Annotated in this window: 25 protein-coding genes; 14 read left to right on the plus strand and 11 right to left on the minus strand. The window is 72.3% G+C overall.

Annotated features, from left to right (window positions below; genetic code table 11):
- Window positions 1–49: 49 nt before the first annotated feature.
- Window positions 50–586, plus strand: a complete 537-nt coding sequence (locus tag V6U88_RS09075) for a TetR/AcrR family transcriptional regulator (protein WP_334451531.1) — start codon at window positions 50–52, stop codon at window positions 584–586.
- Window positions 587–699: 113 nt separating this feature from the next.
- Here V6U88_RS09075 and V6U88_RS09080 read toward each other — a convergent pair whose 3' ends face one another.
- Together V6U88_RS09080 and V6U88_RS09085 are read right to left on the minus strand one after the other, a co-directional pair.
- Window positions 700–2,139 carry a GuaB1 family IMP dehydrogenase-related protein gene (locus tag V6U88_RS09080; protein WP_334451532.1) on the minus strand — a complete coding sequence of 480 codons (1,440 nt, stop codon included), beginning with the start codon at window positions 2,137–2,139 and terminating at the stop codon, window positions 700–702.
- Window positions 2,140–2,311: 172 nt separating this feature from the next.
- Window positions 2,312–4,063, minus strand: a complete 1,752-nt coding sequence (locus V6U88_RS09085; RefSeq protein WP_334451533.1) for an acetyl/propionyl/methylcrotonyl-CoA carboxylase subunit alpha — start codon at window positions 4,061–4,063, stop codon at window positions 2,312–2,314.
- A 148-nt stretch (window positions 4,064–4,211) separates the two neighbouring features.
- On the opposite strand from V6U88_RS09085, the gene V6U88_RS09090 reads away from it, so the two are divergent.
- From V6U88_RS09090 to V6U88_RS09105, 4 genes are all read left to right on the plus strand, one after another.
- A complete protein-coding gene (locus tag V6U88_RS09090; RefSeq protein WP_334451905.1) occupies window positions 4,212–4,823 on the plus strand; it encodes a PadR family transcriptional regulator in 612 nt (203 codons plus the stop codon).
- Between the two features lie 126 nt (window positions 4,824–4,949).
- Window positions 4,950–5,909 carry an ATP-binding cassette domain-containing protein gene (locus V6U88_RS09095; protein ID WP_334451535.1) on the plus strand — a complete coding sequence of 320 codons (960 nt, stop codon included), beginning with the start codon at window positions 4,950–4,952 and terminating at the stop codon, window positions 5,907–5,909.
- A gap of 23 nt (window positions 5,910–5,932) precedes the next feature.
- Window positions 5,933–6,688: an ABC transporter permease gene (locus V6U88_RS09100; RefSeq protein WP_154939599.1), complete on the plus strand. Its 756-nt coding sequence runs from the start codon at window positions 5,933–5,935 to the stop codon at window positions 6,686–6,688.
- 58 nt (window positions 6,689–6,746) lie between these two features.
- Entirely contained in the window at window positions 6,747–8,084 is a 1,338-nt protein-coding gene (locus tag V6U88_RS09105) for an MFS transporter (protein WP_334451537.1), read from the plus strand.
- A gap of 110 nt (window positions 8,085–8,194) precedes the next feature.
- Here V6U88_RS09105 and V6U88_RS09110 read toward each other — a convergent pair whose 3' ends face one another.
- The 4 genes from V6U88_RS09110 to mycP are packed head-to-tail and all read right to left on the minus strand — an operon-like array spanning window position 8,195 to window position 11,012.
- A complete protein-coding gene (locus V6U88_RS09110; RefSeq protein WP_334451539.1) occupies window positions 8,195–8,848 on the minus strand; it encodes an O-methyltransferase in 654 nt (217 codons plus the stop codon).
- A gap of 9 nt (window positions 8,849–8,857) precedes the next feature.
- Complete coding sequence (locus tag V6U88_RS09115; RefSeq protein ID WP_334451540.1) at window positions 8,858–9,514, minus strand: Maf family protein; 657 nt, start codon at window positions 9,512–9,514, stop codon at window positions 8,858–8,860.
- 53 nt (window positions 9,515–9,567) lie between these two features.
- Window positions 9,568–9,846 carry a hypothetical protein gene (locus V6U88_RS09120; protein ID WP_334451542.1) on the minus strand — a complete coding sequence of 93 codons (279 nt, stop codon included), beginning with the start codon at window positions 9,844–9,846 and terminating at the stop codon, window positions 9,568–9,570.
- Complete coding sequence (gene mycP / locus V6U88_RS09125; protein WP_442934597.1) at window positions 9,843–11,012, minus strand: type VII secretion-associated serine protease mycosin; 1,170 nt, start codon at window positions 11,010–11,012, stop codon at window positions 9,843–9,845. Before mycP ends, V6U88_RS09120 begins: the two co-directional genes overlap by 4 nt.
- 891 nt (window positions 11,013–11,903) lie before the next feature.
- Between mycP and V6U88_RS09130 the strand changes: the two genes are divergently transcribed.
- Complete coding sequence (locus tag V6U88_RS09130; protein WP_334451546.1) at window positions 11,904–12,053, plus strand: hypothetical protein; 150 nt, start codon at window positions 11,904–11,906, stop codon at window positions 12,051–12,053.
- A gap of 355 nt (window positions 12,054–12,408) precedes the next feature.
- On the opposite strand, the gene V6U88_RS09135 is transcribed toward V6U88_RS09130, so the two are convergent.
- Together V6U88_RS09135 and V6U88_RS09140 are read right to left on the minus strand one after the other, a co-directional pair.
- On the minus strand, window positions 12,409–12,861 hold the full coding sequence (locus tag V6U88_RS09135; RefSeq protein WP_334451547.1) for a hypothetical protein: 453 nt from the start codon (window positions 12,859–12,861) through the stop codon (window positions 12,409–12,411).
- Window positions 12,862–13,012: 151 nt separating this feature from the next.
- Window positions 13,013–13,225 carry an acyl-CoA carboxylase subunit epsilon gene (locus tag V6U88_RS09140; RefSeq protein WP_334451548.1) on the minus strand — a complete coding sequence of 71 codons (213 nt, stop codon included), beginning with the start codon at window positions 13,223–13,225 and terminating at the stop codon, window positions 13,013–13,015.
- Between the two features lie 91 nt (window positions 13,226–13,316).
- On the opposite strand from V6U88_RS09140, the gene V6U88_RS09145 reads away from it, so the two are divergent.
- Window positions 13,317–15,233 carry a serine/threonine-protein kinase gene (locus V6U88_RS09145; protein WP_334451549.1) on the plus strand — a complete coding sequence of 639 codons (1,917 nt, stop codon included), beginning with the start codon at window positions 13,317–13,319 and terminating at the stop codon, window positions 15,231–15,233.
- 89 nt (window positions 15,234–15,322) lie between these two features.
- Window positions 15,323–15,553, plus strand: coding sequence for a hypothetical protein (locus tag V6U88_RS09150; protein WP_334451550.1), 231 nt, complete (start codon window positions 15,323–15,325; stop codon window positions 15,551–15,553).
- Window positions 15,554–15,645: 92 nt separating this feature from the next.
- Here V6U88_RS09150 and V6U88_RS09155 read toward each other — a convergent pair whose 3' ends face one another.
- Window positions 15,646–16,398 carry a GH25 family lysozyme gene (locus V6U88_RS09155; protein WP_334451552.1) on the minus strand — a complete coding sequence of 251 codons (753 nt, stop codon included), beginning with the start codon at window positions 16,396–16,398 and terminating at the stop codon, window positions 15,646–15,648.
- 157 nt (window positions 16,399–16,555) lie between these two features.
- Here V6U88_RS09155 and V6U88_RS09160 point away from each other — a divergent pair, with 157 nt between their 5' ends.
- The 4 genes from V6U88_RS09160 (at window position 16,556) to V6U88_RS09175 (ending at window position 19,765) form a co-directional block, all read left to right on the plus strand.
- A complete protein-coding gene (locus tag V6U88_RS09160) occupies window positions 16,556–17,299 on the plus strand; it encodes a M50 family metallopeptidase (protein WP_334451553.1) in 744 nt (247 codons plus the stop codon).
- A gap of 25 nt (window positions 17,300–17,324) precedes the next feature.
- A complete protein-coding gene (locus tag V6U88_RS09165) occupies window positions 17,325–18,308 on the plus strand; it encodes a ketopantoate reductase family protein (RefSeq protein WP_334451555.1) in 984 nt (327 codons plus the stop codon).
- A 63-nt stretch (window positions 18,309–18,371) separates the two neighbouring features.
- Complete coding sequence (locus V6U88_RS09170) at window positions 18,372–18,863, plus strand: RNA polymerase sigma factor (RefSeq protein WP_334451557.1); 492 nt, start codon at window positions 18,372–18,374, stop codon at window positions 18,861–18,863.
- Complete coding sequence (locus tag V6U88_RS09175; protein ID WP_334451559.1) at window positions 18,863–19,765, plus strand: hypothetical protein; 903 nt, start codon at window positions 18,863–18,865, stop codon at window positions 19,763–19,765. The genes V6U88_RS09170 and V6U88_RS09175 overlap by 1 nt, the downstream gene beginning before the upstream one ends.
- Window positions 19,766–19,817: 52 nt before the next feature.
- Here V6U88_RS09175 and V6U88_RS09180 read toward each other — a convergent pair whose 3' ends face one another.
- Window positions 19,818–21,401 carry an acyl-CoA carboxylase subunit beta gene (locus V6U88_RS09180; RefSeq protein WP_334451560.1) on the minus strand — a complete coding sequence of 528 codons (1,584 nt, stop codon included), beginning with the start codon at window positions 21,399–21,401 and terminating at the stop codon, window positions 19,818–19,820.
- Window positions 21,402–21,485: 84 nt separating this feature from the next.
- Between V6U88_RS09180 and V6U88_RS09185 the strand changes: the two genes are divergently transcribed.
- A complete protein-coding gene (locus tag V6U88_RS09185; RefSeq protein ID WP_334451562.1) occupies window positions 21,486–22,361 on the plus strand; it encodes a biotin--[acetyl-CoA-carboxylase] ligase in 876 nt (291 codons plus the stop codon).
- Between the two features lie 118 nt (window positions 22,362–22,479).
- Window positions 22,480–23,052 (plus strand): PH domain-containing protein, encoded by a 573-nt coding sequence (locus V6U88_RS09190; RefSeq protein ID WP_334451564.1) that lies wholly within the window; start codon window positions 22,480–22,482, stop codon window positions 23,050–23,052.
- A 70-nt stretch (window positions 23,053–23,122) separates the two neighbouring features.
- On the opposite strand, the gene V6U88_RS09195 is transcribed toward V6U88_RS09190, so the two are convergent.
- Window positions 23,123–23,839: a GtrA family protein gene (locus tag V6U88_RS09195; protein WP_334451907.1), complete on the minus strand. Its 717-nt coding sequence runs from the start codon at window positions 23,837–23,839 to the stop codon at window positions 23,123–23,125.
- Window positions 23,840–23,869: the final 30 nt, after the last annotated feature.

Genomic DNA, 23,869 nt, shown 5'->3' on the forward strand with positions numbered 1-23,869 from the left:
TAATTTTCCGACGCGCTCATCTTGTCGCTGGCAAGTTATGCTCCCCGTCATGACGACGCGCGGCTACCACCACGGCGACCTGCGGCGGGCCCTGCTCGACGCGGCGATCCAGGCCCTCGAGGAGTCCGGGCCGGCCGCGCTGAGCCTGCGGGACCTGGCCCGGCGTGCCGGGGTGTCCCACGCCGCCCCGGCCCACCACTTCGGTGACAAGGCCGGTCTGCTCACCGCGCTCGCCGTCGAGGGGTACGACCTCCTCGCCGACGAACTCGCCGGGGCCGGCGACGACCTGCTGGAGGTCGGTGTGGCGTACGTCCGGTTCGCGGTCGACCACCGGGCGCACTTCGAGGTGATGTTCCGGCCGGACCTCTACCGCGGCGACGCCCCCGAGGTGGCCACGGCCCGCGACCGGGCCGGCGCGGTACTGCGCGGTGCCCTGCCCACCGCCGACCCCGACCGGGACGCCCTGGCCGCCTGGTCGATCGTGCACGGCTTCGCCACCCTCTGGCTCGCGGGCGCCCTGCCGCTCGACGCGGGCCGGGACCCCGAGCGCGCCGCCCGCGCGGTGATCCGCCGCGTCCTCAGGTGACCGCGGCCCGCCCCGCCTCCCGGGTGATCGACCCCGCTTCGCGGCGGGTCGGGGTGTCCCGTCGCCCGGACAGCCCGACCCGCCGCAAACCGGGTGTCGACCCCGCCGGACGTTCACCAGCTGGTGGGCAGGGGCATTCCCTCGGTGTAGCCGGCGGTGCTCTGGACGCCGACCAGCGCGCGCTCGTGGAATTCGTCCAGGTTGCGGGCGCCGGCGTAGGTGAAGGCGCTGCGCACCCCGGCGATGATCTCGTCGATCAGGTCCTCGACGCCGGGCCGGGCCGGGTCCAGGTACATCCGCGCCGAGGAGATGCCCTCCTCGAAGACCGCCTTGCGGGCCCGGTCGAAGGCGCTGTCCTCGGCGGTACGCGCGCTGACCGCCCGGGCCGAGGCCATGCCGAAGCTCTCCTTGTAGCGCCGGCCGTCCGGCTCGGTGTAGAGGTCGCCGGGGGACTCGTAGGTGCCGGCGAACCACGACCCGATCATGACGTTGGACGCCCCGGCGGCGAGCGCCAGCGCCACGTCCCGGGGGTGCCGCACGCCGCCGTCGGCCCAGACGTGCCGGCCCAGTGCGCGGGCCGCGGCCGCGCAGTCGAGCACCGCGGAGAACTGCGGCCGGCCGACGCCGGTCATCATCCGGGTGGTGCACATCGCGCCCGGCCCGACGCCGACCTTGACGATGTCGGCGCCCGCCTCCACCAGGTCGCGTACGCCCTCGGCGGTGACCACGTTGCCGGCCGCCACCGGGACGGCGGGGTCGAGCTTGCGTACCGCCCGCAGCGCCGAGATCATCCGCTCCTGGTGGCCGTGCGCGGTGTCCACCACCAGGGTGTCCACCCCGGCCGCCAGCAGCGCCTCGGCCTTACCGGTCACGTCGCCGTTGATTCCGACGGCGGCGGCGATGCGCAGCCGCCCCCGGTCGTCCACCGCTGGCCGGTAGAGGGTGGCGCGCAGCGCGCCCTGCCGGGTCAGCACCCCGATCAGCCGGCCGTCGGCGTCCACCACCGGGGCCAGCCGGCGCCGGCCGGCCGAGAGCCGCTCGAAGCCGGTACGGGGGTCCGCGTCCGCCGGCACGGTGTGCAGCTCGGTCGACATCACGTGGCGCAGCTGGGCGAACCGGTCCACGCCGACGGTGTCCGCCTCGGTGACCACGCCCAGCGGGCGGCCCGCCTCGTCGACCACGATCACCGCGCCGTGCGACCGCTTCGGCAGCAGGTGGATGGCGTCGCCGACGGTGTCGGTCGGGCCGAGCGTGATCGGGGTGTCGTGCACCAGGTGCCGCTGCTTGACCCAGGCGACGACGTTGGCCACCACCTCGATCGGGATGTCCTGCGGGATGACCGCGATCGCGCCGCGCCGGGCGACGGTCTCCGCCATCCGTCGGCCGGAGACCGCCGTCATGTTGGAGACCACCAGCGGGATGGTGGTGCCCGTGCCGTCGCCGGTGGCCAGGTCGACGTCGAGTCGCGAGCCCACCTCGGAGCGGGCCGGCGCCATGAAGACGTCGTTGTAGGTCAGGTCGTGCGCGGGGACCGCGCCATGAAGGAACCGCACCCGGCCATCATTCCTGCTCCGAGCCGGTTCCGCCGTAGCTGGTGTCCCAAACCACCCTCCCGCCCTCCGCCCCAGCGCGTCGATCTACGGGAAACGCTGCCAGTCGATCTTCGGCAACGACGACTGTCCCTGGATCGCCGAGCGTGTCGGGCGGAGGCGGGCGGGGCAGGGGTCAGGCGATGGTGCAGATCGCCGCGCCGGCGGTGATCACGGCGCCGACCTCGGCGGACAGGCCGCTGACCGTGCCGGCCTTGTGGGCGTGCAGCGGCTGCTCCATCTTCATCGCCTCCAGCACCACCACCAGGTCGCCCTCGGCGACGGTGTCCCCGTCCGCCACGGCGATCTTGACGATGGTGCCCTGCATCGGGGAGGCGAGCGCGTCGCCGCTGACCGCCGCGCCGGCCTTGGCGCCGCCGCCCCGGCGCGCCGGCTTACGGGCGGCGGAGGCGGCGGTGGTCGTACCCGCGCCGAGGCCGGCGGGGAGGCTGACCTCCAGCCGCTTGCCCGCGACCTCGACCACGACGGTCTCGCGGCCGGCCGGCGCCTCGGCGGGGCCGGCGGCGGCGGTGAACGCCGGCACGGTGTTGTCGAACTCGGTCTCGATCCACCGGGTGTGCACGGTGAACGGCTCGCTGGTGAACGCCTCGTCCCGGACCACCAGGCGGTGGAACGGCAGCGCGGTGGCCATGCCCTCGACGACCATCTCGTCCAGCGCGCGGCGGGCCCGCTCGATCGCCTCGGCCCGGGTCTCGCCGCTGATGATCACCTTGGCGAGCAGCGAGTCGAAGTTGCCGCCGATCACGTCGCCGGCCGAGATGCCGGTGTCCACCCGCACGCCGGGACCGGTGGGCAGCCGCAGCGCGGTGACGGTGCCCGGGGCGGGCAGGAAGTTGCGGCCCGGGTCCTCGCCGTTGATCCGGAACTCGATCGAGTGCCCGCGCGGGGTCGGGTCCTCCGAGAACCGCAGCTTCTCGCCGTCGGCGATCCGGAACTGCTCGCGGACCAGGTCGATGCCGGCGGTCTCCTCGGTGACCGGGTGCTCCACCTGGAGTCGGGTGTTCACCTCCAGGAAGGAGATGGTGCCGTCCGCGCCGACCAGGTACTCCACCGTGCCGGCGCCGTGGTAGCCGGCCTCCCGGCAGATCGCCTTGGCGCTCTCGTGGATCTGGGTGCGCTGCGCGGCGGTGAGGAACGGGGCCGGGGCCTCCTCGACCAGCTTCTGGTGCCGGCGCTGCAGCGAGCAGTCCCGGGTGCCGACCACGATCACGTTGCCGTGCTGGTCGGCGAGGACCTGCGCCTCGACGTGCCGGGGCTTGTCCAGGTACCGCTCGACGAAGCACTCACCCCGGCCGAACGCGGCGACTGCCTCGCGGGTGGCCGACTCGAACAGGTGCGGGATCTCCTCCATGGTGCGGGCCACCTTGAGCCCGCGCCCGCCACCGCCGAAGGCGGCCTTGATGGCGACCGGCAGGCCGTGGTCGACCGCGAAGGCGATCACCTCGTCGGGGCTGCCGACCGGGTCGGGGGTGCCGGGGACCAGGGGCGCGCCGGCGCGCTGGGCGATGTGCCGGGCGGTCACCTTGTCGCCCAGGTCGCGGATCGCCTGCGGGGTGGGGCCGATCCAGGTCAGCCCGGCGTCGATGACGGCCTGGGCGAAGTCGGCGTTCTCGGAGAGGAAGCCGTAGCCCGGGTGGACGGCGTCCGCGCCGGACCGGCCGGCGATGTCGATCAGCTTGTCGATCCGCAGGTAGCTGTCGGCCGCGGTGTCGCCGCCGAGGGCGTACGCCTCGTCCGCCAGCGTGGCGTGCAGGGCGTCCCGGTCGGAGTCCGCGTAGACGGCGACGCTGCCCAGGCCGGCGTCGCGGCAGGCGCGGATGACGCGGACGGCGATCTCGCCACGGTTGGCGATGAGTACCTTGCGCACCTTGAAGGCTCCTCCCGGGAGGTCGTTGACCGGGAGTGTATCGGTCACTCTGATGGCCCTAACGATCGCTCAGTGTGGGATGGCGCACTGTTGCGCCGACGCTCTAGTCAAACTTGTTTATTACGCTTGTCCGGTGTCTGCGACTCGGATGATGATTCTCGGCCTGGTCCGGTGGATGCAGCCGGTGCACGGCTACGACGTGCGCCGCGAGCTGCTCAGCTGGAACGCCGATCGGTGGGCCAACGTGCAACCCGGATCGATCTACCACGCCCTGCGCAAGCTGACCGAGGAGGGGCTGTTGCGCGAGGTGGCGACCGAGCAGGTCGGCGCGCGCCCGGCCCGCACCACGTACGAGGTGACGCCGAAGGGGGAGGACGAGTTCGAGACGCTGCTGCGCGGCTTCTGGTGGCAGCTGCACGAGACGCCGGACCCGTTCGTCGCGGCCTTCTCCTTCCTGCCCGCGATGCCCCGCGAGGAGGCCGCCGCCGCGCTGCGGAACCGGGCGAATCTGCTGCGTGCCGGTGTCGAGTCGATGCGTGCCTCGTTGGACTCCGACTGGATGCGCAACACCAAGCCGGTGCACGTGGCCTGGATGTTCGAGCTCTGGGCGGCCCGCGCCGAGGTGGAGGTCACCTGGTGCGACCGGATCGCCGAGCGGATCGACTCCGGGGTGTCGTACCTGCCTGCTGGACTCGTCGGGGCGGAGGGCTGGCCGGGGTGGACCGACGGTGCGGTGCCGCGCGACGTAGAGACGGAATAATCAACGTTGACTAGAAAAGCTATATCGCGTTAGCCTTCTCGCGCACCACGGGGGAGCGCGCCGTCCGGCGTCGGTCCCAGGGGACAGGGTGGCCGGCGCGTCCGGCCCGGACGACCAGGAGCAGACATGATCGAGACCAGGGGGCTGCGGAAGTCGTTCCGCTCCCGCGCCGGTCGGGAGACGAAGACGGTCGACGCCGTACGCGGGGTCGACCTCCAGGTCGCCGAGGGGGAGATCTTCGGCTTCCTCGGCCCCAACGGCGCCGGCAAGACCACCACCCTGCGGATGCTCGCCACGCTGATCGAGCCGGACGGCGGCGAGGCCACCATCGCGGGCGCGGACCTGCGCAAGGACCCGGCCGAGGTGCGGCGCCGGATCGGCTACGTGGCCCAGGGCGGCAGCACCTGGGACGAGTCCACCGCCCGCGAGGAGCTGGTGCTGCACGCCCGGATGTACGGCATCTCCAAGGCCGAGGCGCACCGCCGCGCCACCCGCGCCCTCGACGCCTTCCAGCTCACCGAGTACGCCGACCGCAAGTGCAAGACGTACTCCGGCGGCCAGCGGCGCCGGGTGGAGATCGCCCTCGGCATCATCCACGAGCCGAAGATCGTCTTTTTGGACGAGCCGACCACCGGCCTGGACCCGCAGAGCCGCGCGCACATGTGGGACGAGATCCGCCGGCTGCGCGCCGAGGGCATGACCGTCTTCATCACCACGCACTACCTCGACGAGGCGGACGCGCTCTGCGACCGGATCGCGATCATGGATCACGGCGAGGTGGTGGCCGAGGGGACCCCGGCCGAGCTGAAGCGGGAGATCTCCGGCGACGTGGTGCTGGTCGGCCTGGACGTCGCCGGCACCCCGCAGGCCGCGCAGCTGCTCGACGGCGAGGAGTTCGTCAAGAAGCTGGAGACCGCCGACGAGGGCGGCCTGCGCCTCTACGTCGACGAGGGCGCCACCGCCATCCCGCAGATCCTCCGCCGGCTCGACAGCGCCGGGCTCACGCTCTCCTCGATCGAGCTGCACCGCCCCAGCCTCGACGACGTCTTCCTCACCAAGACCGGCCGCTCGCTGCGCGAGTCCTGAGCATTCATCACAGGAGAAACGTCATGAAACTCGCCCGCGACACCTGGCTCATCTTCCAGCGCCAGATCCAGCTGCTGCTGCGCAACCCGGTCTGGGTCTTCGTCGGCGTCTTCCAGCCGGTGATGTACCTACTGCTCTTCGCCCCGCTGCTCAAGCCCGCGCTGAACGCCCCCACCCAGGCCGCCGCCTACAAGATCTTCGTACCCGGCCTGCTGGTGCTGCTGGCCATCTTCGGCGGCCTGTTCCAGGGCTTCGGCCTGATCGCCGAGCTGCGCGCCGGGGTGATCGAACGCTCCCGGGTCACCCCGGTCAGCCGGCTCGCCCTGCTGCTCGGCCGCTCCCTGCGGGACGTGGTCTCGCTGCTCGTGCAGGCGGTCATCATCACCCTGCTCGCGCTCCTGTTCGACCTGCGCGTCTTCATCGGCGACCTGCTGCTCGCGTACCTGATGCTCGCCCTGATCGCGCTGATGACCTCGGCGGTGTCCTATGGTGTCGCGCTCAAGGTCAAGAGCGAGGACGCGCTCGCCCCGCTGATGAACACCGTCGCCCAGCCGGTGCTGCTGCTCTCCGGCATCCTGCTGCCGTTGACCTTCGCCCCCGGCTGGCTCCAGGGCATCGCCGACTGGAACCCCTTCTCCTGGGCGGTCGACGGCACCCGGGCGCTCTTCGCCGGGGACCTGGGCGACGACAAGGTCTGGCAGGGGCTGACCATCACCGCGGTGCTCGCCGTCGCCGGCGTCTTCTGGGCCGCCCGGCAGTTCGCCCGCAGCGTCCGCTGACGAGAGCTGCCTCTCCCCAGGAGCGGGGCATCGGCCAGGCGCTTGTAGCGTAAGGCCGGTGCCCCGCCTCACCCATGACCGGACCACCTGGCTGACCTACGCCCAGCTGGGGTTGTGGGGCTTCTTCCTCTACGGGTTCGGCCCCGTCGTACCGCTGCTCCGCGACGAACAGGGCACCAGCGCCGCCGTCGCCGGCCTGCACAGCACCGCCATCGCCGTCGGCGCACTGCTCGGCGGCGCACTCTTCGCCCCGCTCGCCCGGCGGTTCGGCCGGGGCGGGGCGATCTGGGTCGGGCTGGCCGGGCTCGCCGTCGGCGTGACCGCGTTCGGCCTGCTCCGCCCGCTGCCCGCCACCCTCGCCGCGGTCGCCGTCGTCGCCACCGCCGGCATGATGGTGGTCAGTGGCGTCGCCGTCGTCCTCACCGCCCGGCACGGCCCGGCCGCGCCCGCCGCGCTCACCGAGGCCAACGCCGTCTGCGCCGGCATGGGCATTCTCGCCCCGCTGGTCATCGGCGTCAGCGTCGACGCGGGCGCCGGCTGGCGTCCGGTGATGGCCGTCGAGGTCGGGCTGATCGCGCTGGTCGCGCTCGCCGCCCGCCTCTTCCGGGTACGCCTGCCGCAGCCCGCCCCCGCTACCGCGGCTGCCGCCCACCCGGTCGGGCTGACCGCCTCGGCGGCGGAGCAGCCCGACGACCTCCCCACACCCGGCAGCGGCCGTGCCGGAGTCGGGGTGACCGCCTCGGCGGCGGAGCAGGCCGATGGCCTCCCCGCGCCCCGCAGCGGCGCCGGCGCGACCGACCGGCTGCCCCGGGCGTACTGGATCGCCTGGGTGCTGATGTCGGTCACCGGCTCGATCGAGGTCTGCCTGTCGCTCTGGACCGCCGACGTGCTCCGTTCGCACGCCGGGATGACCGCCGCCTCCGCGTCGGCCGCCGTCGCCGCGATCGTCTGCGGCATGTTCCTCGGCCGGCTCGTCGGCGGCCGGATCGCCCTGCGCTGGCCGCCCGCCCCGCTGCTGCTCGGCGCGCTGACCGTATCCCTGGTCGGGTTCGCCCTCTTCTGGCTCGCGCCCGTCGGCTGGCTCGCCGTCACCGGCCTGGTGGTGCTGGGACTCGGCAACGCGCTGCACTACCCGCTGGCCATCTCGATCGCGCTGGCCGTCGCCGGTCGGGCCGCCGACAAGGCGGCCGGCTGGTCGGCGTACTCGATGGGGGTGGGTTTCGGGATCGCGCCCGTGGCGCTGGGCGCGGTGGCCGACGGGATCGGACCGCACCTGGCCTTCCTGCTGCTGCCCGCCTTCATCGCCGCCGCCCTGCTGCTGACCGTGCGACTCGGCCGCGCCCTGCGCGCCACGCCGACGGACGACGACCGCGCCCCGGCCCTGGTCGGCGGCTGACCTCTGCCGGCCGTTACACCGCCCGCCTCGCGGCGCGGTTGGTTGCGGCCCGGTTTGCGGCGTGTCGGGGTGTCGAGCCGCTCGGACACCCCGACACGCCGCAAGGTGCGTCAGTGGACCCGGGCGAGGGTCACGCCGTCGGCGATGGGGAGCATGACCGCCTCGACGCGCACGTCGGCCAGCACCTCGTCGTTGAACGCGGCGATCGCCCGGTCCTCGGCGTTCTGCGGGGCGAGTACCCGGCCCCCGCGCAGCGTGTTGTCCACCGCGATGACCGCGCCCGGACGCATCCGGGGCACCAGCTCGTCCCAGTAGATCGGGTAGCCCGTCTTGTCCGCGTCGATGAAGGCGAAGTCCAGGTGCCGCTCCAGGGGCAGTTCGCGCAACGTGTCCCCGGCCGGACCGATGCGCAGCTCGATCCGGTCGGCCACGCCTGCGCGCTCCCAGTACCGACGGGCGATGCCGGTGTACTCCTCAGAGATGTCGAAGCACGTCAACCGCCCGTCCTCGGGCAGCCCCCGGGCGATCGCCAGCGAGGAGAGCCCGGTGAAGGTGCCCACCTCCACCGCCCGCCGGACACCGAGCAGCCGGGTGAGGAAGGTGAGGAACGCGGCCTGCTCCGGCGCCACCTGCATCATCGCCTGGTCGGGGAGGACGGCCAGCGTCTCTTCGGCCAGGTCGCGGATGATCTCGTCCGGCGGCGAGCCGTGTGCGACGAGGTACGCGTGCAGTTCCGGGGTCAGCGGCAGCGGCTTGGTGGTCATGAACGGACGCTAGCCGAGATGTTCGACCTCCTGGCCTCCCGGCGCGACCTTCGTCCACAGGTCGGTGATGCTCAGTTCCAGCTCGCCGAGGAGACGACGCAGCAGCGGCAGGCTGAGCCCCACCACCGTGCCGGGGTCGCCCTCGATCCCGGTCAGGAAGGCTCCGCCCAGCCCGTCGATGGTGAACGCCCCGGCCACCGCCAGCGGCTCGCCCGTCGCCACGTACGCGGCGATCTCCCCGTCGCTGACGTCGGCGAAGTGCACGACCGTCGACGCCACCGCCTCCGCCCGGGCCTCGTGCGTCACGTCGATCAGGCAGTGCCCGGTGTGCAGCACCCCGCTGCGACCCCGCATCCGCCGCCAGCGCTCCGTGGCGTCGGCCGCGTCCGCCGGCTTGCCCAGGATCTCGCCGTCGAAGGCGAGCACCGAGTCGCAGCCGAGCACCAGCGTGCGCTCGTCCGGGGTGGCGCGCAGCCGGTCGAGCACCGCGAGCGCCTTGAGCCGGGCCAGTTCCAGGCACAGATCCTCGGCCCGGTCCGCGACCACCTGGGACTCGTCGACGCCGCTCACCAGCACGTCGGGTTCGATCCCGGCAGCTTGGAGGAGCTTGCGGCGGGCGGGGCTCTGGCTGGCGAGGACGAGGCGCAGTGGCAGAGAGTTCGGCACGTTTCCGACGCTACCGGCTGCGCTACGGGGAGGGGCGGTCGACCGGCCGGGCGTCAGGACTCGGGGAGGACATGCCCTGCCCAGACCCGACCCGGGTGGGCCAGCGCGGCGTCCTCCCTGGAGACCACGAGAAGGTGCTGACCGGTGCGCCGCGTCGTCGGGGTGGAAAAGTCGACGCCGATGACTCGGACCGGCGCACCGGTCAGTTCGTCCACGAAGCGGACCGTGCCGATCGGTACGCCGTCGAGCATGCTCCCGCAGGCGACGATTCCGCGCCGGGCAGGCAGGTCGAACACCGCGTCGACCCGGAAGCGATGGGTGCCGGTGGTCAACGGCTGATCCGCGGCGGCGGATCGTGAGCGTTGCGGCGCCGCCGCCAGAGCAGGTAGCCGGCGCTCGCGGCGACGATGACGCCGAGGGTGGCCAGGCCACGGGCAGTCGAGCTGTCGGCGCCTGCGCTACTGGCCGGCTCCGCAGTGGCCGTCGTGATCGAGTGGCCGTCGGACGGTGAGGTCGCCGCCTCCGACTGAAAACCGAGCGGAGGCACGTCTGCTGTCAGAGCTGCTACCAAATCGATGACGCCATAGCCGTACTCATCGTCACGGCCGGGCCGTCCCTTGTCCACCGCAGTGGCCGTGAGTCGGTGTACTACCTCCTCAGGAGGCAGGTACGGATACTTGGCTCGGATTAGGGCTGCGGCTCCGGCGACTATGGCAGTGGCACCGGATGTTCCGTTGCCCTCTGAGTACTTCCCGTCATAGCTGGTGCTGTAAATGCCCACTGCTGGGGCGACGACGTCAATTTCCAACCCAGTCACCGCGACGGCCGCATGTACGCCAGCTTGGTCGACGCCACCTACCGCGATGACCCCCTCTTCCGACGCGGGGTATCCGACTCCTATGTCTTCTGGGCGGTTACCGGCTGCCGCAACCACGACGATGTTTGCCTGAAGAGCCGCTCTTATTGCTCGCTGAAGTCGCGCGCTCGCGCCAGCGACGGCGGAGATGCTGATTACATCTGCACCGTGGGAGATCGCCCACTCAACGCTGGCAGCAAGGGTTTCGGTGTCCCCCTCAGTATTGATGATCCTTGACCGGATCGGCAGGATCTTTGCCTTAGGTGCGATTCCCAACGCACCAGTGTTCGCCCCTTGACCGTGAGCGGCTATGAGCCCGGCCATCGACGTACCGTGGCTATCGCGATCTTGTTGGCCGTCTCCGCTGCCGCCCGGAACGATGTCGGTCCCCCTGAGAAGATTTCCTCGCAGATCAGGATGGGGGTCGACTCCAGTATCGGGGATTGCGACTGTGACTCCCTCGCCTTGACTAATCCGATGCGCCCTCGGGACATTTAGGAAAGCTAGATGCCACTGGTCGCCGCGCACCCGCTCGGCCCCTGTCGGTTTAGGAGTGGCCCGGGCTGAAGAGATTGGCGAGAGCCCCGCAGTCGCTAATAGGAGCAGTGCAATAAGGGCTAAACGGGTCGTGCGACTGCTCACCGGTTGAAGCCGATGGCCGGGCCAGGGTCGATGGGACCCTCCTCGTCTGGCGGACGGACCACCGGGTTCACTCCCTGGTCGGTATCCCACGGGTGGTCAGGGTCCCAGCGTCGGGAGTCACCCTCAGCTGTCTGCCGCTTCGACGGCCTCCCGGTTGCCCCACTCATCCCGTGAGCACTGCCGCCCATACCGGGCGCTCCGCCGATGGGAGGCATTCCGTGGACACCACTAAATTGGGCTCGACCTCCCCCAGGGCGGGAGCCAGCGGCGCCGGTCGGAGCTGTCCCGGCTCCGCCTCCCCCGATCACGCCACCCACCGGATTAACCCGCCGAGGCGAGGCGCCTCCGGCTGGCTGGCCGAGAGCCATACCGGGAACGCCCCCGATCAAGCCGCCTGACGGCATCGGGCGTGGCGGAACTGGGTGTGCGGCATGTGGGGATTGATTGGCCCCACCGCCGACCGGACGGCTAACGGGTCCGGCCTGGCCCTTCCGTCCGCCCCCATGGGCTGCCCGATCGGAAGGAGCGCCGGTCGCTGGCGGCAGGGTGGGTGGTATTCCAATGGCAGATGATGAGTTGATTGGGCTGGTTGATGCACGGCTAGGCAGCCCGGGAGCGCTCGGGGTGGGCGCCAGCCCGGTGCCAGCTCCGCCAAGCACCGGACCGATGCTCGGTGCAGTAGGCGTCGGGACGGGCCCCGTGACTCTAGGTCGGCCTACCGGCGGTGCCCCACTAGAAACCGCAAACGGCACTGGCACAACCGGAGGAATGATCGGAGCTGGGCTCACCCCATAGGCGTCGGGGTTGTCATTGTGCCGGCCCGGAGCGGAACGCGGGGGAGGCTGACGGAGCATCACCTGGGCCTGCTGGAGTTCGCCGCTCAACCCGTACATGATCCCCCGGGCCTTGCTGTTCAGCTGCTCCAACTCCACGTCCGTCACCGGCGGGTCGACCACCCGACTGCCCGCCGCCGCCTTGGGATCGGCCAGCGTCGCCTCGTACGACCGCTTCTGCTGGAGCTTCGTCGAGTACTGCTCGTAGAGCCGCTTCAACTCGGGCCGGGCGCTGTCGATGGCGCGGGTGGCGGCCGCCAGCGCGTCGTGGTTGGCGGCGGCGGCGTCGTGGGTGCGCTGGACCCGGTCGATGAGCTGGTCGAGTTCGCCCAGGTACGCCCGCGCGGCCGCGTTGGTCTCCGGGGGCCACGCCTCGGCCAGGCTCCGCCGGTACTCGTGCAGCCGCCGCAGGTGGGTCATCGCGAGGTCGCAGACCTTGCGCCAGCCGGCGACCTGCTTCCAGTGTCCCTGGGTCTCGTGGTCCTGGACGCAGGCCCACATGCTGAGCACGTCCATCAGCTGCCAGTCGGTGAGGCCGGAGGTCCGGCCGCTGCCCCTCTCGATCACGGCAGCACCACCGGCCCGCCGTCCGGGCCGGTGGGATCGGGCAACCGGGGTCGGCCGCCGGGCATGGTGGAGTACGGGTTGGCCAGCGCTGCCTCCACGTCGGCCACCCGGGCGGAGGCGAAGGCGTCGGCGCCCCGGTAGTCGGCGGCGATCCGGCCGGCTGCGGAGGCCAGGTGGCCGGTGGCCCCGCCGAGGTCGTGCACCATGGTGGCGGTGGCCTGCTGGGTCTCCCAGTGGGCGTGCAGGAACTGCACCAGCTCGACGAAGGCGTCGCAGGGGTTGGGGACGGCGGCTCTCATGTCGTCGGCGATGTACGACAGGTGTGGCGCGTAGTTGCGTTCGACCTCGGCCTGGAGCCGATCGGCGAACTCGCTCATCTGGCGGATGTCGGCCTCGATGCCGCCGTAGTCGCGCAGCCAGGAAGCTGGGCGGTCCTCCTCAGGGATCATCGATCCTCCCTACCCGTCACGGCCCCGTTTCCCTGAGTGAGGTTAGTGGGTGCGGCGGGATCGCGGCAGCCCTGAGCACATCTGGGTGGCTACGCCCCAGCTCAGTCCGCTCGGATGCCCCAGCTCAGTCCGCTCGGATCCGTGGGGAGGGTCAGCGGGGCAGGCCGGAGGCGCGCCACGCGCCGGGCCCGGCGGCGGGCGCTGCGAGGGCCGGGCGGCTGCTGCGCGCCCAGGCGGAGGTGGTCACCGGCGCGGGCGCGGCGGCCGGCCGGGACCGGACGACGATCGCACCCACCAGCGCGGCCAGTTCGTCGGCGGTCGGGACGCCCCGGACGACACGGAACAGCGGCTCTTCGGCAGACATGGCGTCAGCGTACGCGTCACGAACTTGACCTTCACCGCACAGTGGCGTGCCGCCGGTGTGAGGATCGACGGCGCCGGGTACGGTCTCTCCGATGTCTGACGCGCTTCCCCAACTTGTCGCTGACCGGTACCGGCTCATCTCGCCGCTCGGTCAGGGCGGCATGGGTCGAGTATGGAAGGCGCGTGACGAGGTCCTGCACCGGGACGTGGCCATCAAGGAGCTCGTCCCGCCGCCCAGTCTCACCGATGACGAGCGCCGCGAGATGCGCGAACGCTCGCTGCGTGAGGCCCGGGCCATCGCCCGGCTGAACCACGTCAACGTGGTCCGCATCTTCGACGTGCTGCGTACCGACGGCGACCCGTGGATCGTCATGGAGTACGTCGCCTCGAAGTCGCTGCAGGACACTCTCGCCGAGGACGGCCCGGTGACGCCGGCGCGTGCGGTGGAGATCGGGCTCGGTGTGCTCGGCGCGCTGAAGGCGGCGCACAAGGCCGGCGTGATGCACCGCGACATCAAGCCCGGCAACGTCCTGCTCGGCAACGACGGCCGGGTGGTGCTGACCGATTTCGGTCTGGCCACCATCCCCGGCGACCCGAACGTGACCCGCACCGGCATGGTCCTGGGCTCGCCCGCGTACATCGCGCCGGAGCGGGCCAAGGACGGCACGGCCGGTCCCGAGGCGGACCTGTGGTCGCTGGGCGCGACGCTCTACGCCGCCGTGGAGGGCAAGTCGCCGTACGCCCGGCCGTCGGCGATCGCCACGCTGGCCGCCCTGGCGACCGAGCCGCTGCCGCCGCCGAAGAACGCCGGGCCGCTCAAGCCGGTGCTCCAGGGCCTGCTCCGCAAGGACCCGAAGGAGCGGATCACCGCCGAGGTGGCCGAGCGCCTGCTGCGCCGGGCCGGTGGCAAGCGCGCCAAGGGGATCTCGCTGCTGGACGGGGTACGCCGGCCGGGGCCGAACGGCCCGCGTGAGCCGCGTAAGCCGCTGGTGCCGGCCCCGCGCCCGGCCGAAACGAGTGCCGAGTCGACGCCGAAGCCCCCCGCGCCGCGAGCTGAGGCCGCGGCGGGTGCCGCCGGGGTCGCCGCGGCCGCCGAGGACGAGACGAACACGACGCCGCCGGGCGCGGACGCCGCGCCGACCGCCAAGGTCGACCCGCCGCGTCCGGCCGCCGACGCCGAGCCGACGGCGAAGGTGGACCCGCCCAAGAAGCCGAGCAACCCCACGTCGGTCATGCCGGCGCCGGTGAGCCCCGCGCCCGCGCCGGCGCCCGCCGAGCGCGTTCCCGGTTCGGTGTACGACGGGACGAAGCGCGGCCGGCAGAAGCGGAACCTGCTGATCGGCGCGGTGGTGCTGGTGCTGCTGGTCGGTCTCGCGGTGCTGGTGCCGCTGCTCGGCCGGGGCGGGAACGACCCGGAGCAGGGCGGGCAGCAGGCCGGCGGTCCCACGGGCGCCGCGGCGACCTCGTCGGCCGCTGTCCCGACGTCGGCCCCGGCCGCACCAGCGCCGACCAGCGCCGCCCCACCCAGCCCGACGCCCTCGGCCACCCCCTCGACGGACCCGAACGCGCTGCCGGCGGGCTGGAGCCTGCACAAGGGACCGACCTTCTCCGTTCCACTCCCAGCGGGCTGGAGCGCCCGCCGCACGAGCTCGGACACGGTCGTGTTCTTCCAGCGCGGCGGGGTGGGCGAGATGCTCGTGCAGTGGACGAGCAACCCGAAGCCCGACGCGTACGCCGACTGGAAGGCGATCGAGCCGGACCGCCGCAAGTTCGTCAACAACTACCAGCTGCTCGGCATCGAGCGTTGCGACTGGCACCGGACCTGCGCCGACTGGGAGTGGCTGGAAAGCCGGGACAACACCCGCATCCACGTGCGCAACCGGGGCTTCGTGACGGCCAGCAACCGGGGCTACGCCATCCGGTGGGAGGTCGCCGAGAAGGACTGGCAGGCCCAGCTCGCCAACTTCGACGTGATCGTCAAGGGATTCCAGCCCGACCGCCAGGGCTGACACACGGGAATTGCATCCGTGTGAAATGCATTCGCATGACCTTTCGTCGTCCGGGGTATCTCTCCAGTGACGACGGAAGGAGGCACGACATGGGTTACCGACGCAAGGACGCCCGCCCCCGGCTGGCACTGTGGATGCTCGTTGCCCTCGGCGACATCGTTCTGCTGTTGGTCAGTGCCGGTATGCCGGCGCTGGTGGCGCTGTTCGCCGTCGTGACGGTCACCGCCGCCGGAGTCGCCGCCTGGCGCCTGTCCCGGCGGTCCGCACTGGCCGGCCGGGAGGCCGTGCCCGTGTCGATGGCCACGCGACGCCGGGTCTGAACGCGTACGGACGACGGCGGCAGCCGGACGGGTTGTCGACCCCTCAGGGGTGACCACCGGTCCCGCTGCCGCCGTTCGCGTGCGGCTGCCGATCAGGTGTTGTTGGCCAGCGCGATCAGCCGCGTCCGGTCGCCGTTCCAGTAGTTGCGGTCGACGTCACCGCTGATCCCGGAAACCCGACCGGTGGCGGTGTACTGCCAGAAGCTCCAGAACGGGGCACCGGCCGGCAGGGTGCCGGGGCTGGTGGACCAGCGGGCGATCCAGAGCGGGTGGTTCGCCCAGGGGCCGGTCCAACTGCCGGTGCACTGGTTCCAGAAGCTGGTGGTGGTGTAGATGACCGCGTACCGCCCGGTGCGCGAGCGGTAGGTGTTGAGGAAGTCCTGGACCCAGTTCCGCATGCCGGTCGTGCTCAGGCCGTAGCAGTAGCCGCCGCTGTACGGGTTGGCCTCGAGGTCCAGCGCCGCCGGGAGCGTGCGGCTGTCGGCCGACCAGGCGCCACCGTTGGAGGCCAGGTAGTTGGCCTGGGTGGCGCCGGAGGAGATGTTCGGCCGGGCGAAGTGGTACGCCCCACGGATCACGCCGGCGTAGTAGGAGTTGGTGTAGTTGGCGTTGAAGTTCGGGTCCTTGTAGCTCGTACCCTCGGTGGCCTTGATGAAGGCGAACTGGATGCCGGCGTTGCGGACGCTGGTCCAGTTGATGGAGCCCTGGTAGTGGGAGACGTCGATGCCGGGGGTGGTGGCCGCGGCCGCCGGTCCGGCGGTCCCGACGAGGGCCGCCGCCGCGGTGGCGGCGACGGTGAGGCCGGCGGCGAGGAGCCGGCGCAGGAAAAATCTGGTACGGGTCATGACTGCCTCCCGAGGACGCCGATCGATTGACGCCAATCCTTGGAGGTAGTTGCCCTAGATCACAAGAGGGGTTAAGGAAATTTTCATCGACGTACGTATGTGGCGGCCCACCTGATCCGTATCGGTCAGCCGGGCCGTACCGGTAGGCTCCCCGCCCATGGTGTCGATCGACGGGTTGAGTGAGACCTGGGACAAGCTTCTCGGCGCGCAGCCCGACCCACCCCCGCTGCTTGTCCTGGTCACCGCCCTCGTCGCGCTGGCGGTGGTCGCCACCCGGCTGCCCTGGCGGATCGCCCGCAACGCGGTGACCATCGCGCACGAGGGCGGACACGCCCTCGCGGCCCTGCTCACCGGGCGCCGGCTGCACGGCATCCGGCTGCACTCGGACACCTCCGGCCTCACCCTCTCCGCCGGGCGCCCCAGCGGCCCCGGCATGATCCTCACCCTGCTCGCCGGGTACGTCGCCCCGTCGCTGGTCGGCCTCGCCGGCGCCTGGCTGCTCGGCGGCAACCGGATCACCCTGCTGCTCTGGGTGGCGGTGGCGCTGCTGCTGGCGATGCTGGTGCTGATCCGCAACGTCTTCGGCGTGCTGTCGCTGCTGGTCACCGGCGGGGTGGTGCTCGCCGTCTCCTGGTACGCCTCGCCGCAGGTGCAGGCCGCCTTCGCCTGGACCGGCGTCTGGTTCCTGCTGCTCGGCGGCGTACGGCCGGTGGTGGAGCTGCAACGGTTGCGCAGCCGGGGACGGATGCCGCAGTCCGACGCGGACCAGCTGGCCCGGCTGACCCCGTTCCCCGCGCTGTTCTGGGTGGCCGTGTTCGGGCTGGTGAACCTGCTCGCCCTGGCCGTCGGCGCGGCGCTGCTCGCCGGCCCGATCCTCACCGACGCCGGCCTGACGATCTGACCCGGTCGGGGAGCAGAATGGCCGCATGCGGTACGTGATCATCGGGGCGGGCGCGGTCGGCGGCACCATCGGCGTACGGCTGGGAGAGGCCGGCCACGACGTGACGCTGGTGGCCCGCGGCGCGCACCTGGACGCGATCCGGCGGCGCGGGCTGACCCTGCGCACCCCGGACGGCACGGTGACCTGGCGTGGCCCGGCCATCGACGCTCCGGGGGAGCGGCCGCTGCCCGCCGACACCGTCCTGATGCTCACCGTCAAGTCGCAGGACACCCCGGCCGCGCTGGCCGCCTGGGCGGACGCGCCGGTCGCCGGCGGTGGAACGGCCGGCGAGCGGCTGCCGCTCTTCACCGCCCAGAACGGGGTCGCCAACGAGCCGGCCGCGTTGCGCCTCTTCGCCCGGGTCCACGCGGTCTGCGTCTGGCTGCCCGCCACCCACCTGGAGCCGGGCGTGGTCGTCGCCAACGGGTACCCGCACCCGGGAATGCTGCACCTGGGGCGCTACCCGTCCGGCTCGGACGCGCTGGACCACGCGGTGGCCGCCGACCTCCTCGGCGCCGGCTTCGTCGTCCCGGTGCGCGACGACGTGATGCGGTGGAAGTACGGCAAGCTGCTGGCCAACCTCGGCAACGGGCTCCAGGCGCTGCTCGGCCGCGACGTCCCCGCCGACCTGCGCGACCGGGTCCGCGCCGAGGGGCAGGCCGTGCTCGCGGCGGCCGGGATCGCGCACACCGGCACCGAGGAGGAGGCCGCCGAGCGGAGCGACCGGGTCGGGCACCGGCCGGTCGACGGGCAGGAACGCTCCGGCAGCTCCACCTGGCAGAGCCTGGCCCGGGGCGTCGGCGCCACCGAGGTCGACCACCTCAACGGCGAGATCGTCCTGCTGGGCCGGCTGCACGGGGTGCCGACCCCGGTGAACGCCGCCGTCGCGTCCGCGGTGCGCCGGGCGGCCCGGGAGCGGATCCCGGCCGGCGGCTTCCCGCCCGCCGAGCTGGCGAAGATGATCAGCTGATCCGGGCAACCGTGGCGGTGCCGCCGCGCGTGTCACCTCCGACCGCCCTCCGGAGGTGAGCAGGTGCCCGACGTCGACGGGTTCGACGAGTTCTACCGGGGCAGCCGGCAACGGCTGCTCGGGTACGTCTACGTGCTGACCGGCGACCTGACCGAGGCCCAGGACGCCGTGCAGGAGGCGTACATCCGGGCCTGGCAGCGCTGGTCAACCGTCGGCGGGTACGACGACCCGGAGGCATGGGTGCGGGTGGTGGCCGCCCGGATCGCGGTCAGCCGCTGGCGCAGCCTGCGCAGCCGGGCCCGCGCCTATCTGCGCCATGGCGCGGAGGCGAGCATTCCCGCCCCGGGCACCGAGACCGTCGAGGTGGTCGCCGCGCTGCGCCAGCTTCCGGAGGAGCAACGGGTGGCGCTGGCCCTGTACTACCTGCTCGGGATGCCCGTCGCCGAGGTGGCCCGGCAGACCGAGGCCCCGGTGGGCACGGTGAAGGCCCGGCTCTCCCGGGGGCGCACCGCGCTGGCCGGGCTGCTTGCCGTGTCCGACCTGGAGGAGGCCTGATGCATGAGGACCTGAGCTTCGTCGACCGGCTGCACCGGGACATGGGCGCGGTCCGCTGGGCCGAACCGGAGGAGATCCGCGCCCGGGCCCGGCGTCGCAGCCGCCGTACGGCGGCGCTGGCGGCGACCGCCGTGCTCGCGGTGCTCTCCGGTTCCGGGTACGCGGTGGCGGGCCGGTCGGGCAACCCGACACCTCCCGGGCCCCCGGTTGCCGCCGTCCCCGCGTCGACGGCAACCGGGCCGGCCGAGATCCCCTGGGAGGCCATGCTCGCGCCGCAGGACGTGCGGCTGAAGACCGACGTGCGGATGGGTGAGGCCGGCCTGGGCGAGGCGGTGCGGGTCGACCCGATGCTGGAGACGTGCGGCCGCGAGCGGGGTGTGCCGTCGGCTGCGGCGGCGAGGTCGCGCTACTCCCGATCGCAGACGCTGCTGCGGGCGGCGGCCGACGGGGCCGCGTCACCGGTGCTCACCCAGGACGTCTACCGGATCGGTCCGGCGCAGAGCCGGCTGCTCTTCGGCACCATCGCCCTGCTGCTCGACACCTGCGGAGAGTGGGAGACCAGGGGGTCGGGACAGGTGCGTGGCAGGACGGTGCCGACCGTGACCCCGCACCGGTGGGAGCGGCCGGCCAGCGGTTTCGCCGGCGACGAGTCGGTGCTGCTGCGCCACCTGGCGCTGGCGCCGGTCAGCGTCGCCGACGGTCGCACCCCGCCCGAACTCCCGCCGGTGGAGGCCACCGTCGTGGTGCGGGTCGGCGACCTGGTCACCGTGATCACCACCGGACCGCACACCCTCAAGACCGACGGCACCCGTCCCGGCCCCGGCCTGAGCCAGGCCGACCTGGAAGGGCTCGGGCGGACCGCCGCCGGTCGGCTCTGCGTCGCCGCCCACCCGCGCTGCTGACCCGGCAGCTCCCCGCGCCCACAAGGGACACGGGGAGCTGCACAGCCGCCCGCTACAGCGGGATGTTGCCGTGCTTCTTCGGCGGCAGGGTCTCCCGCTTGGTACGCAGCACCCGCAGCGCGCGGACGATCTGCGCGCGGGTCTCGTGCGGCGGGATCACGCTGTCGACGTAGCCGCGCTCGGCGGCGATGTACGGGTTGGCCAGCGTGTCCTCGTACTCGGCGATCTTCTCGGCCCGGACGGCGGCGGGGTCCTCGGCGTCGGCCAGCTCGGAGCGGTAGAGGATGTTCACCGCGCCCTGCGCGCCCATCACCGCGATCTGCGCCGTCGGCCAGGCGAAGTTCAGGTCCGCGCCGAGGTGCTTGGAGCCCATCACGTCGTACGCGCCGCCGTACGCCTTGCGCGTGATCACCGTGACCTTCGGGACGGTCGCCTCGGCGTACGCGTAGATCAGCTTGGCGCCGCGCCGGATGATGCCGTCCCACTCCTGACCGGTGCCGGGCAGGAAGCCGGGAACGTCCACGAAGGTCAGCACCGGGATGTTGAACGCGTCGCAGGTACGCACGAACCGGGCGGCCTTCTCGCTGGCGGCGATGTCCAGGGTGCCGGCGAAGTGCATCGGCTGGTTGGCGACCACGCCGACCGGGCGTCCCTCGACTCGGCCGTAGCCGATCACGAGGTTCTGCGCGTAGAGCGGCTGCACCTCCAGGAACTCGCCGTCGTCGAGCACGTGCTCGATGACCCGGTGCATGTCGTACGGCTGGTTCGCCGAGTCCGGGATGAGCGTGTCCAGCTCCCGGTCCTCATCGGAGATGTCGAGGTCGGCGGGGGCCTCGTACACCACCGGCTCGTCGAGGTTGTTCGACGGCAGGTACGACAGCAGCGCCTTGACGTACTCGATCGCGTCCTCCTCGTCGCTGGCGAGGTAGTGCGCGTTGCCGCTGCGCGAGTTGTGGGTGCGGGCGCCGCCCAGCTCCTCCATCGCCACGTCCTCGCCGGTGACCGTCTTGATGACGTCCGGGCCGGTGATGAACATGTGCGAGGTCTGGTCGACCATCACGGTGAAGTCGGTGACCGCCGGGGAGTAGACCGCGCCGCCTGCGCAGGGACCCATGATCAGCGAGATCTGCGGGATGACGCCGCTGGCCCGGACGTTGCGGAAGAAGATCTCGCCGTAGAGGCCGAGGGAGGCGACCCCCTCCTGGATGCGGGCGCCGCCGGAGTCGTTGATGCCGACCACCGGGCAGCCGATCTTCATGGCCAGGTCCATCACCTTGACGATCTTCTCGCCGAAGACCTCGCCGAGGGAGCCGCCGAAGACGGTGAAGTCCTGGGCGAAGACGCAGACCTGCCGGCCGTCGACCGTGCCGTAGCCGGTGACCACGCCGTCGCCGTACGGGCGGTTCTTTTCCAGCCCGAATGCCGTCGACCGGTGCCGGGCCAGCTCGTCCAGCTCGACGAAGGAGCCCTCGTCGAGCAGCAGCTCGATCCGCTCCCGGGCGGTCTTCTTACCCCTCGCGTGCTGCTTCTCGACCGCGCGCGCCGACCCGGCGTGCACCGCCTCGTCGACCCGTCGCTCCAGGTCCGCCAGCTTGCCCGCGGTGCTGTGGATGTTGATCCCGGTCTCGGTAGTCACCCAGGGAATATAACGATGGTTCAGGACGACGCCGCTGTGCAGTACGCCTCAATACCCTCCGTCGCAACGCCGTAGGCTGGCGGGATGCCGGGCTCGCCGTACACCGATCTGGACCGCCCGCCGCTGTCGGCGGCGCGGCTGGCCCGGGCGCTGACCGCGCCGCAGGGGCCCTGGCGCCGGCTGGACCTGCGCACCGAGACCGGCTCCACCAACGCCGACGCGGTGGCGGCGGCCCGCGCGGGCGAGCCGGAGGGCCTGGTGGTGGTGGCCGAGCGGCAGACCGCCGGCCGAGGGCGGCGGGGCCGGGTCTGGCAGTCGCCCGCCCGGGCCGGCATCGCGACCAGCGTCCTGCTGCGGCCCGGCGAGGCCGTCGCCGACCGCGGCTGGCCGCCGGCACCTCCCACCGGGTACGGCTGGCTGCCGCTGCTCGCCGGCGTCGCGCTGGTCGAGGCGGTGGTCCGGCTGGCCGAGCTGGAGGCCCGGCTGAAGTGGCCGAACGACCTGCTGGTCGGCGACGCCAAGTGCGCCGGCATCCTGGCCGAGGCGGTGCCGGGCACGTCCCCGGCCCAGCCGCCCGCGATCGTGCTCGGGGTCGGGCTCAACGTCACCCTGCGCGAGGACGAGCTGCCGGAGAACCCGACCGGCCTGCCGGCCACCTCGCTGCAACTGGCCGGCGCGTCGGCCACCGACCGCGACCCGCTGCTGCGGGCGCTGCTGCGCTCGCTCGCCGACTGGTACGACCGCTGGCGTAGCGCCGGCGGCGACGCGGTGGCCAGCGGCCTGCGCGACGCCTACCTCGCCTCCTGCGCCACGGTCGACCGGCGGGTGCGGGTGCTGCTGCCCGACGGCGACGAGCTGACCGGCCTCGCCACCGGCGTGGACGCCGACGGCCAGCTGGTGGTCGACACGGGCGCCGGCGAGCGGCGGCTCGCCGCCGGGGACGTGCTGCACCTGCGCTGAGCGGGATCGTGGGCGGCCCGCGCGGCCGTGGGGCGCGATCGGGCCCGCGCGGCTGATCCGCCGGGTCGCGGTGACCGGTTACGGTCAGCGCGTCCGATCCGTGCCGAGGAGGTTTCCCGTGGCGTTCCCCGAAGACGTGCTCACCGAGGACGAGCACGTCGTGCTGCATCTGCACCCGCACTGGAAGGCGCTGCTGCGGCCGATCCTGGTGCTGGTCCTCGGCGTCGCCGCCGTGGTGGCGGGCTGGGTCCTGCTGCCCGACGGCGACGGCGGCACGATCGCGCTGTACGTGATCGCCGGGCTGTTCCTGGTGCTGGCGCTCTGGCTGGGTCTCTGGCCGTTCCTGGTCTGGCGCAGCACGCACTACCTCTTCACCAACGAGCGGGTGCTGCTCCAGCAGGGCGTGCTCTCCCGGGACCGGCGGGACATCCCGCTCACCCGGGTCAACGACCACGCGATGAGCCAGCGCTTCGTCGAGCGGCTGCTCGGCTGCGGCACGCTCACCATCGAGTCGGCGGGTGAGCGCGGCCAGTCCGTGCTGCACGACGTGCCGTCCGTGGGGCAGGTGCAGACCAAGCTCTACGAGCTGGTCGAGGCCCACCACGACAAGCACTCGCTGGGCGACGGCGAGATGCGCGACATCCTGGCGGACATGCGCGAGGGCAAGCCGCTGCGCGATCCCACCAACTGACCGGCCCTCCGGCTCGTCGAGGTGGCGGTGTCCGCGCGGACACCGCCACGACCGCCGTCAGCGGGAGGCGTCAGCGGCGGGGGCGGCGGGTGCCGACCTGCAGCTCCGCGGCCAATTCGGCGTCGAGGTCCGCGTCGACCGTGCCGCCGAGGCCCGCGTCGAGCGGGGCGGGGCGTCCATTCGGCTGCCGGAAGACCGGCTCGGCGGCCGGAGCGCCCTGGCGCTGCGCCGGCTGCTGCTGGGCCTCCTCCAGCTCGCTGATCGACTCGGCCAGCTCGGCCACCGGGTCCATCTCGGCCATGGTGTCCCACTCGTCCCGGTGGATCGTGTGCCAGGTCTCCTCGGCGTGCGCGGGCACCGGCTGGAACACGAAGGTCCGGTACGACCAGAACCGGAACATGGTGGCCAGCAGCACGCCGCCGGTCTTCGCCACATTGAGCGCGAGCAGGCTGTTGACGCCGAGGCCGTACTTGGCGGCGGCGAGGACGCCCAGCTCGATCAGGAGGCCGGTCGCGTTGAAGAGGAAAAACAGGACGTATTCCCGCTTCAGCGCGGATTTCGGTCGATCCCGGTACGTCCAGTGCCGATTCATCAGATACGACGTGATCGTCGCCACGATGGTGGCGATCACGGTCGCCTTCAGCTGACCGTTGACAAAAACGGTGAGTGCCAGGACATTGAACACCGCGTAATTGATGACGGTGTTGATGCCGCCGACGATGCCGAATTTGAGCGCCTCGTGGATGAACTTCTGCCAGCGCTCGGGCAGCAGACGGACAAGACGCATGCGGAACACCTTAGGGCAGTGGGCGGGGCC

It is taken from the genome of Micromonospora sp. CPCC 205739, from assembly GCF_036906795.1.
Lineage (GTDB): Bacteria > Actinomycetota > Actinomycetes > Mycobacteriales > Micromonosporaceae > Micromonospora.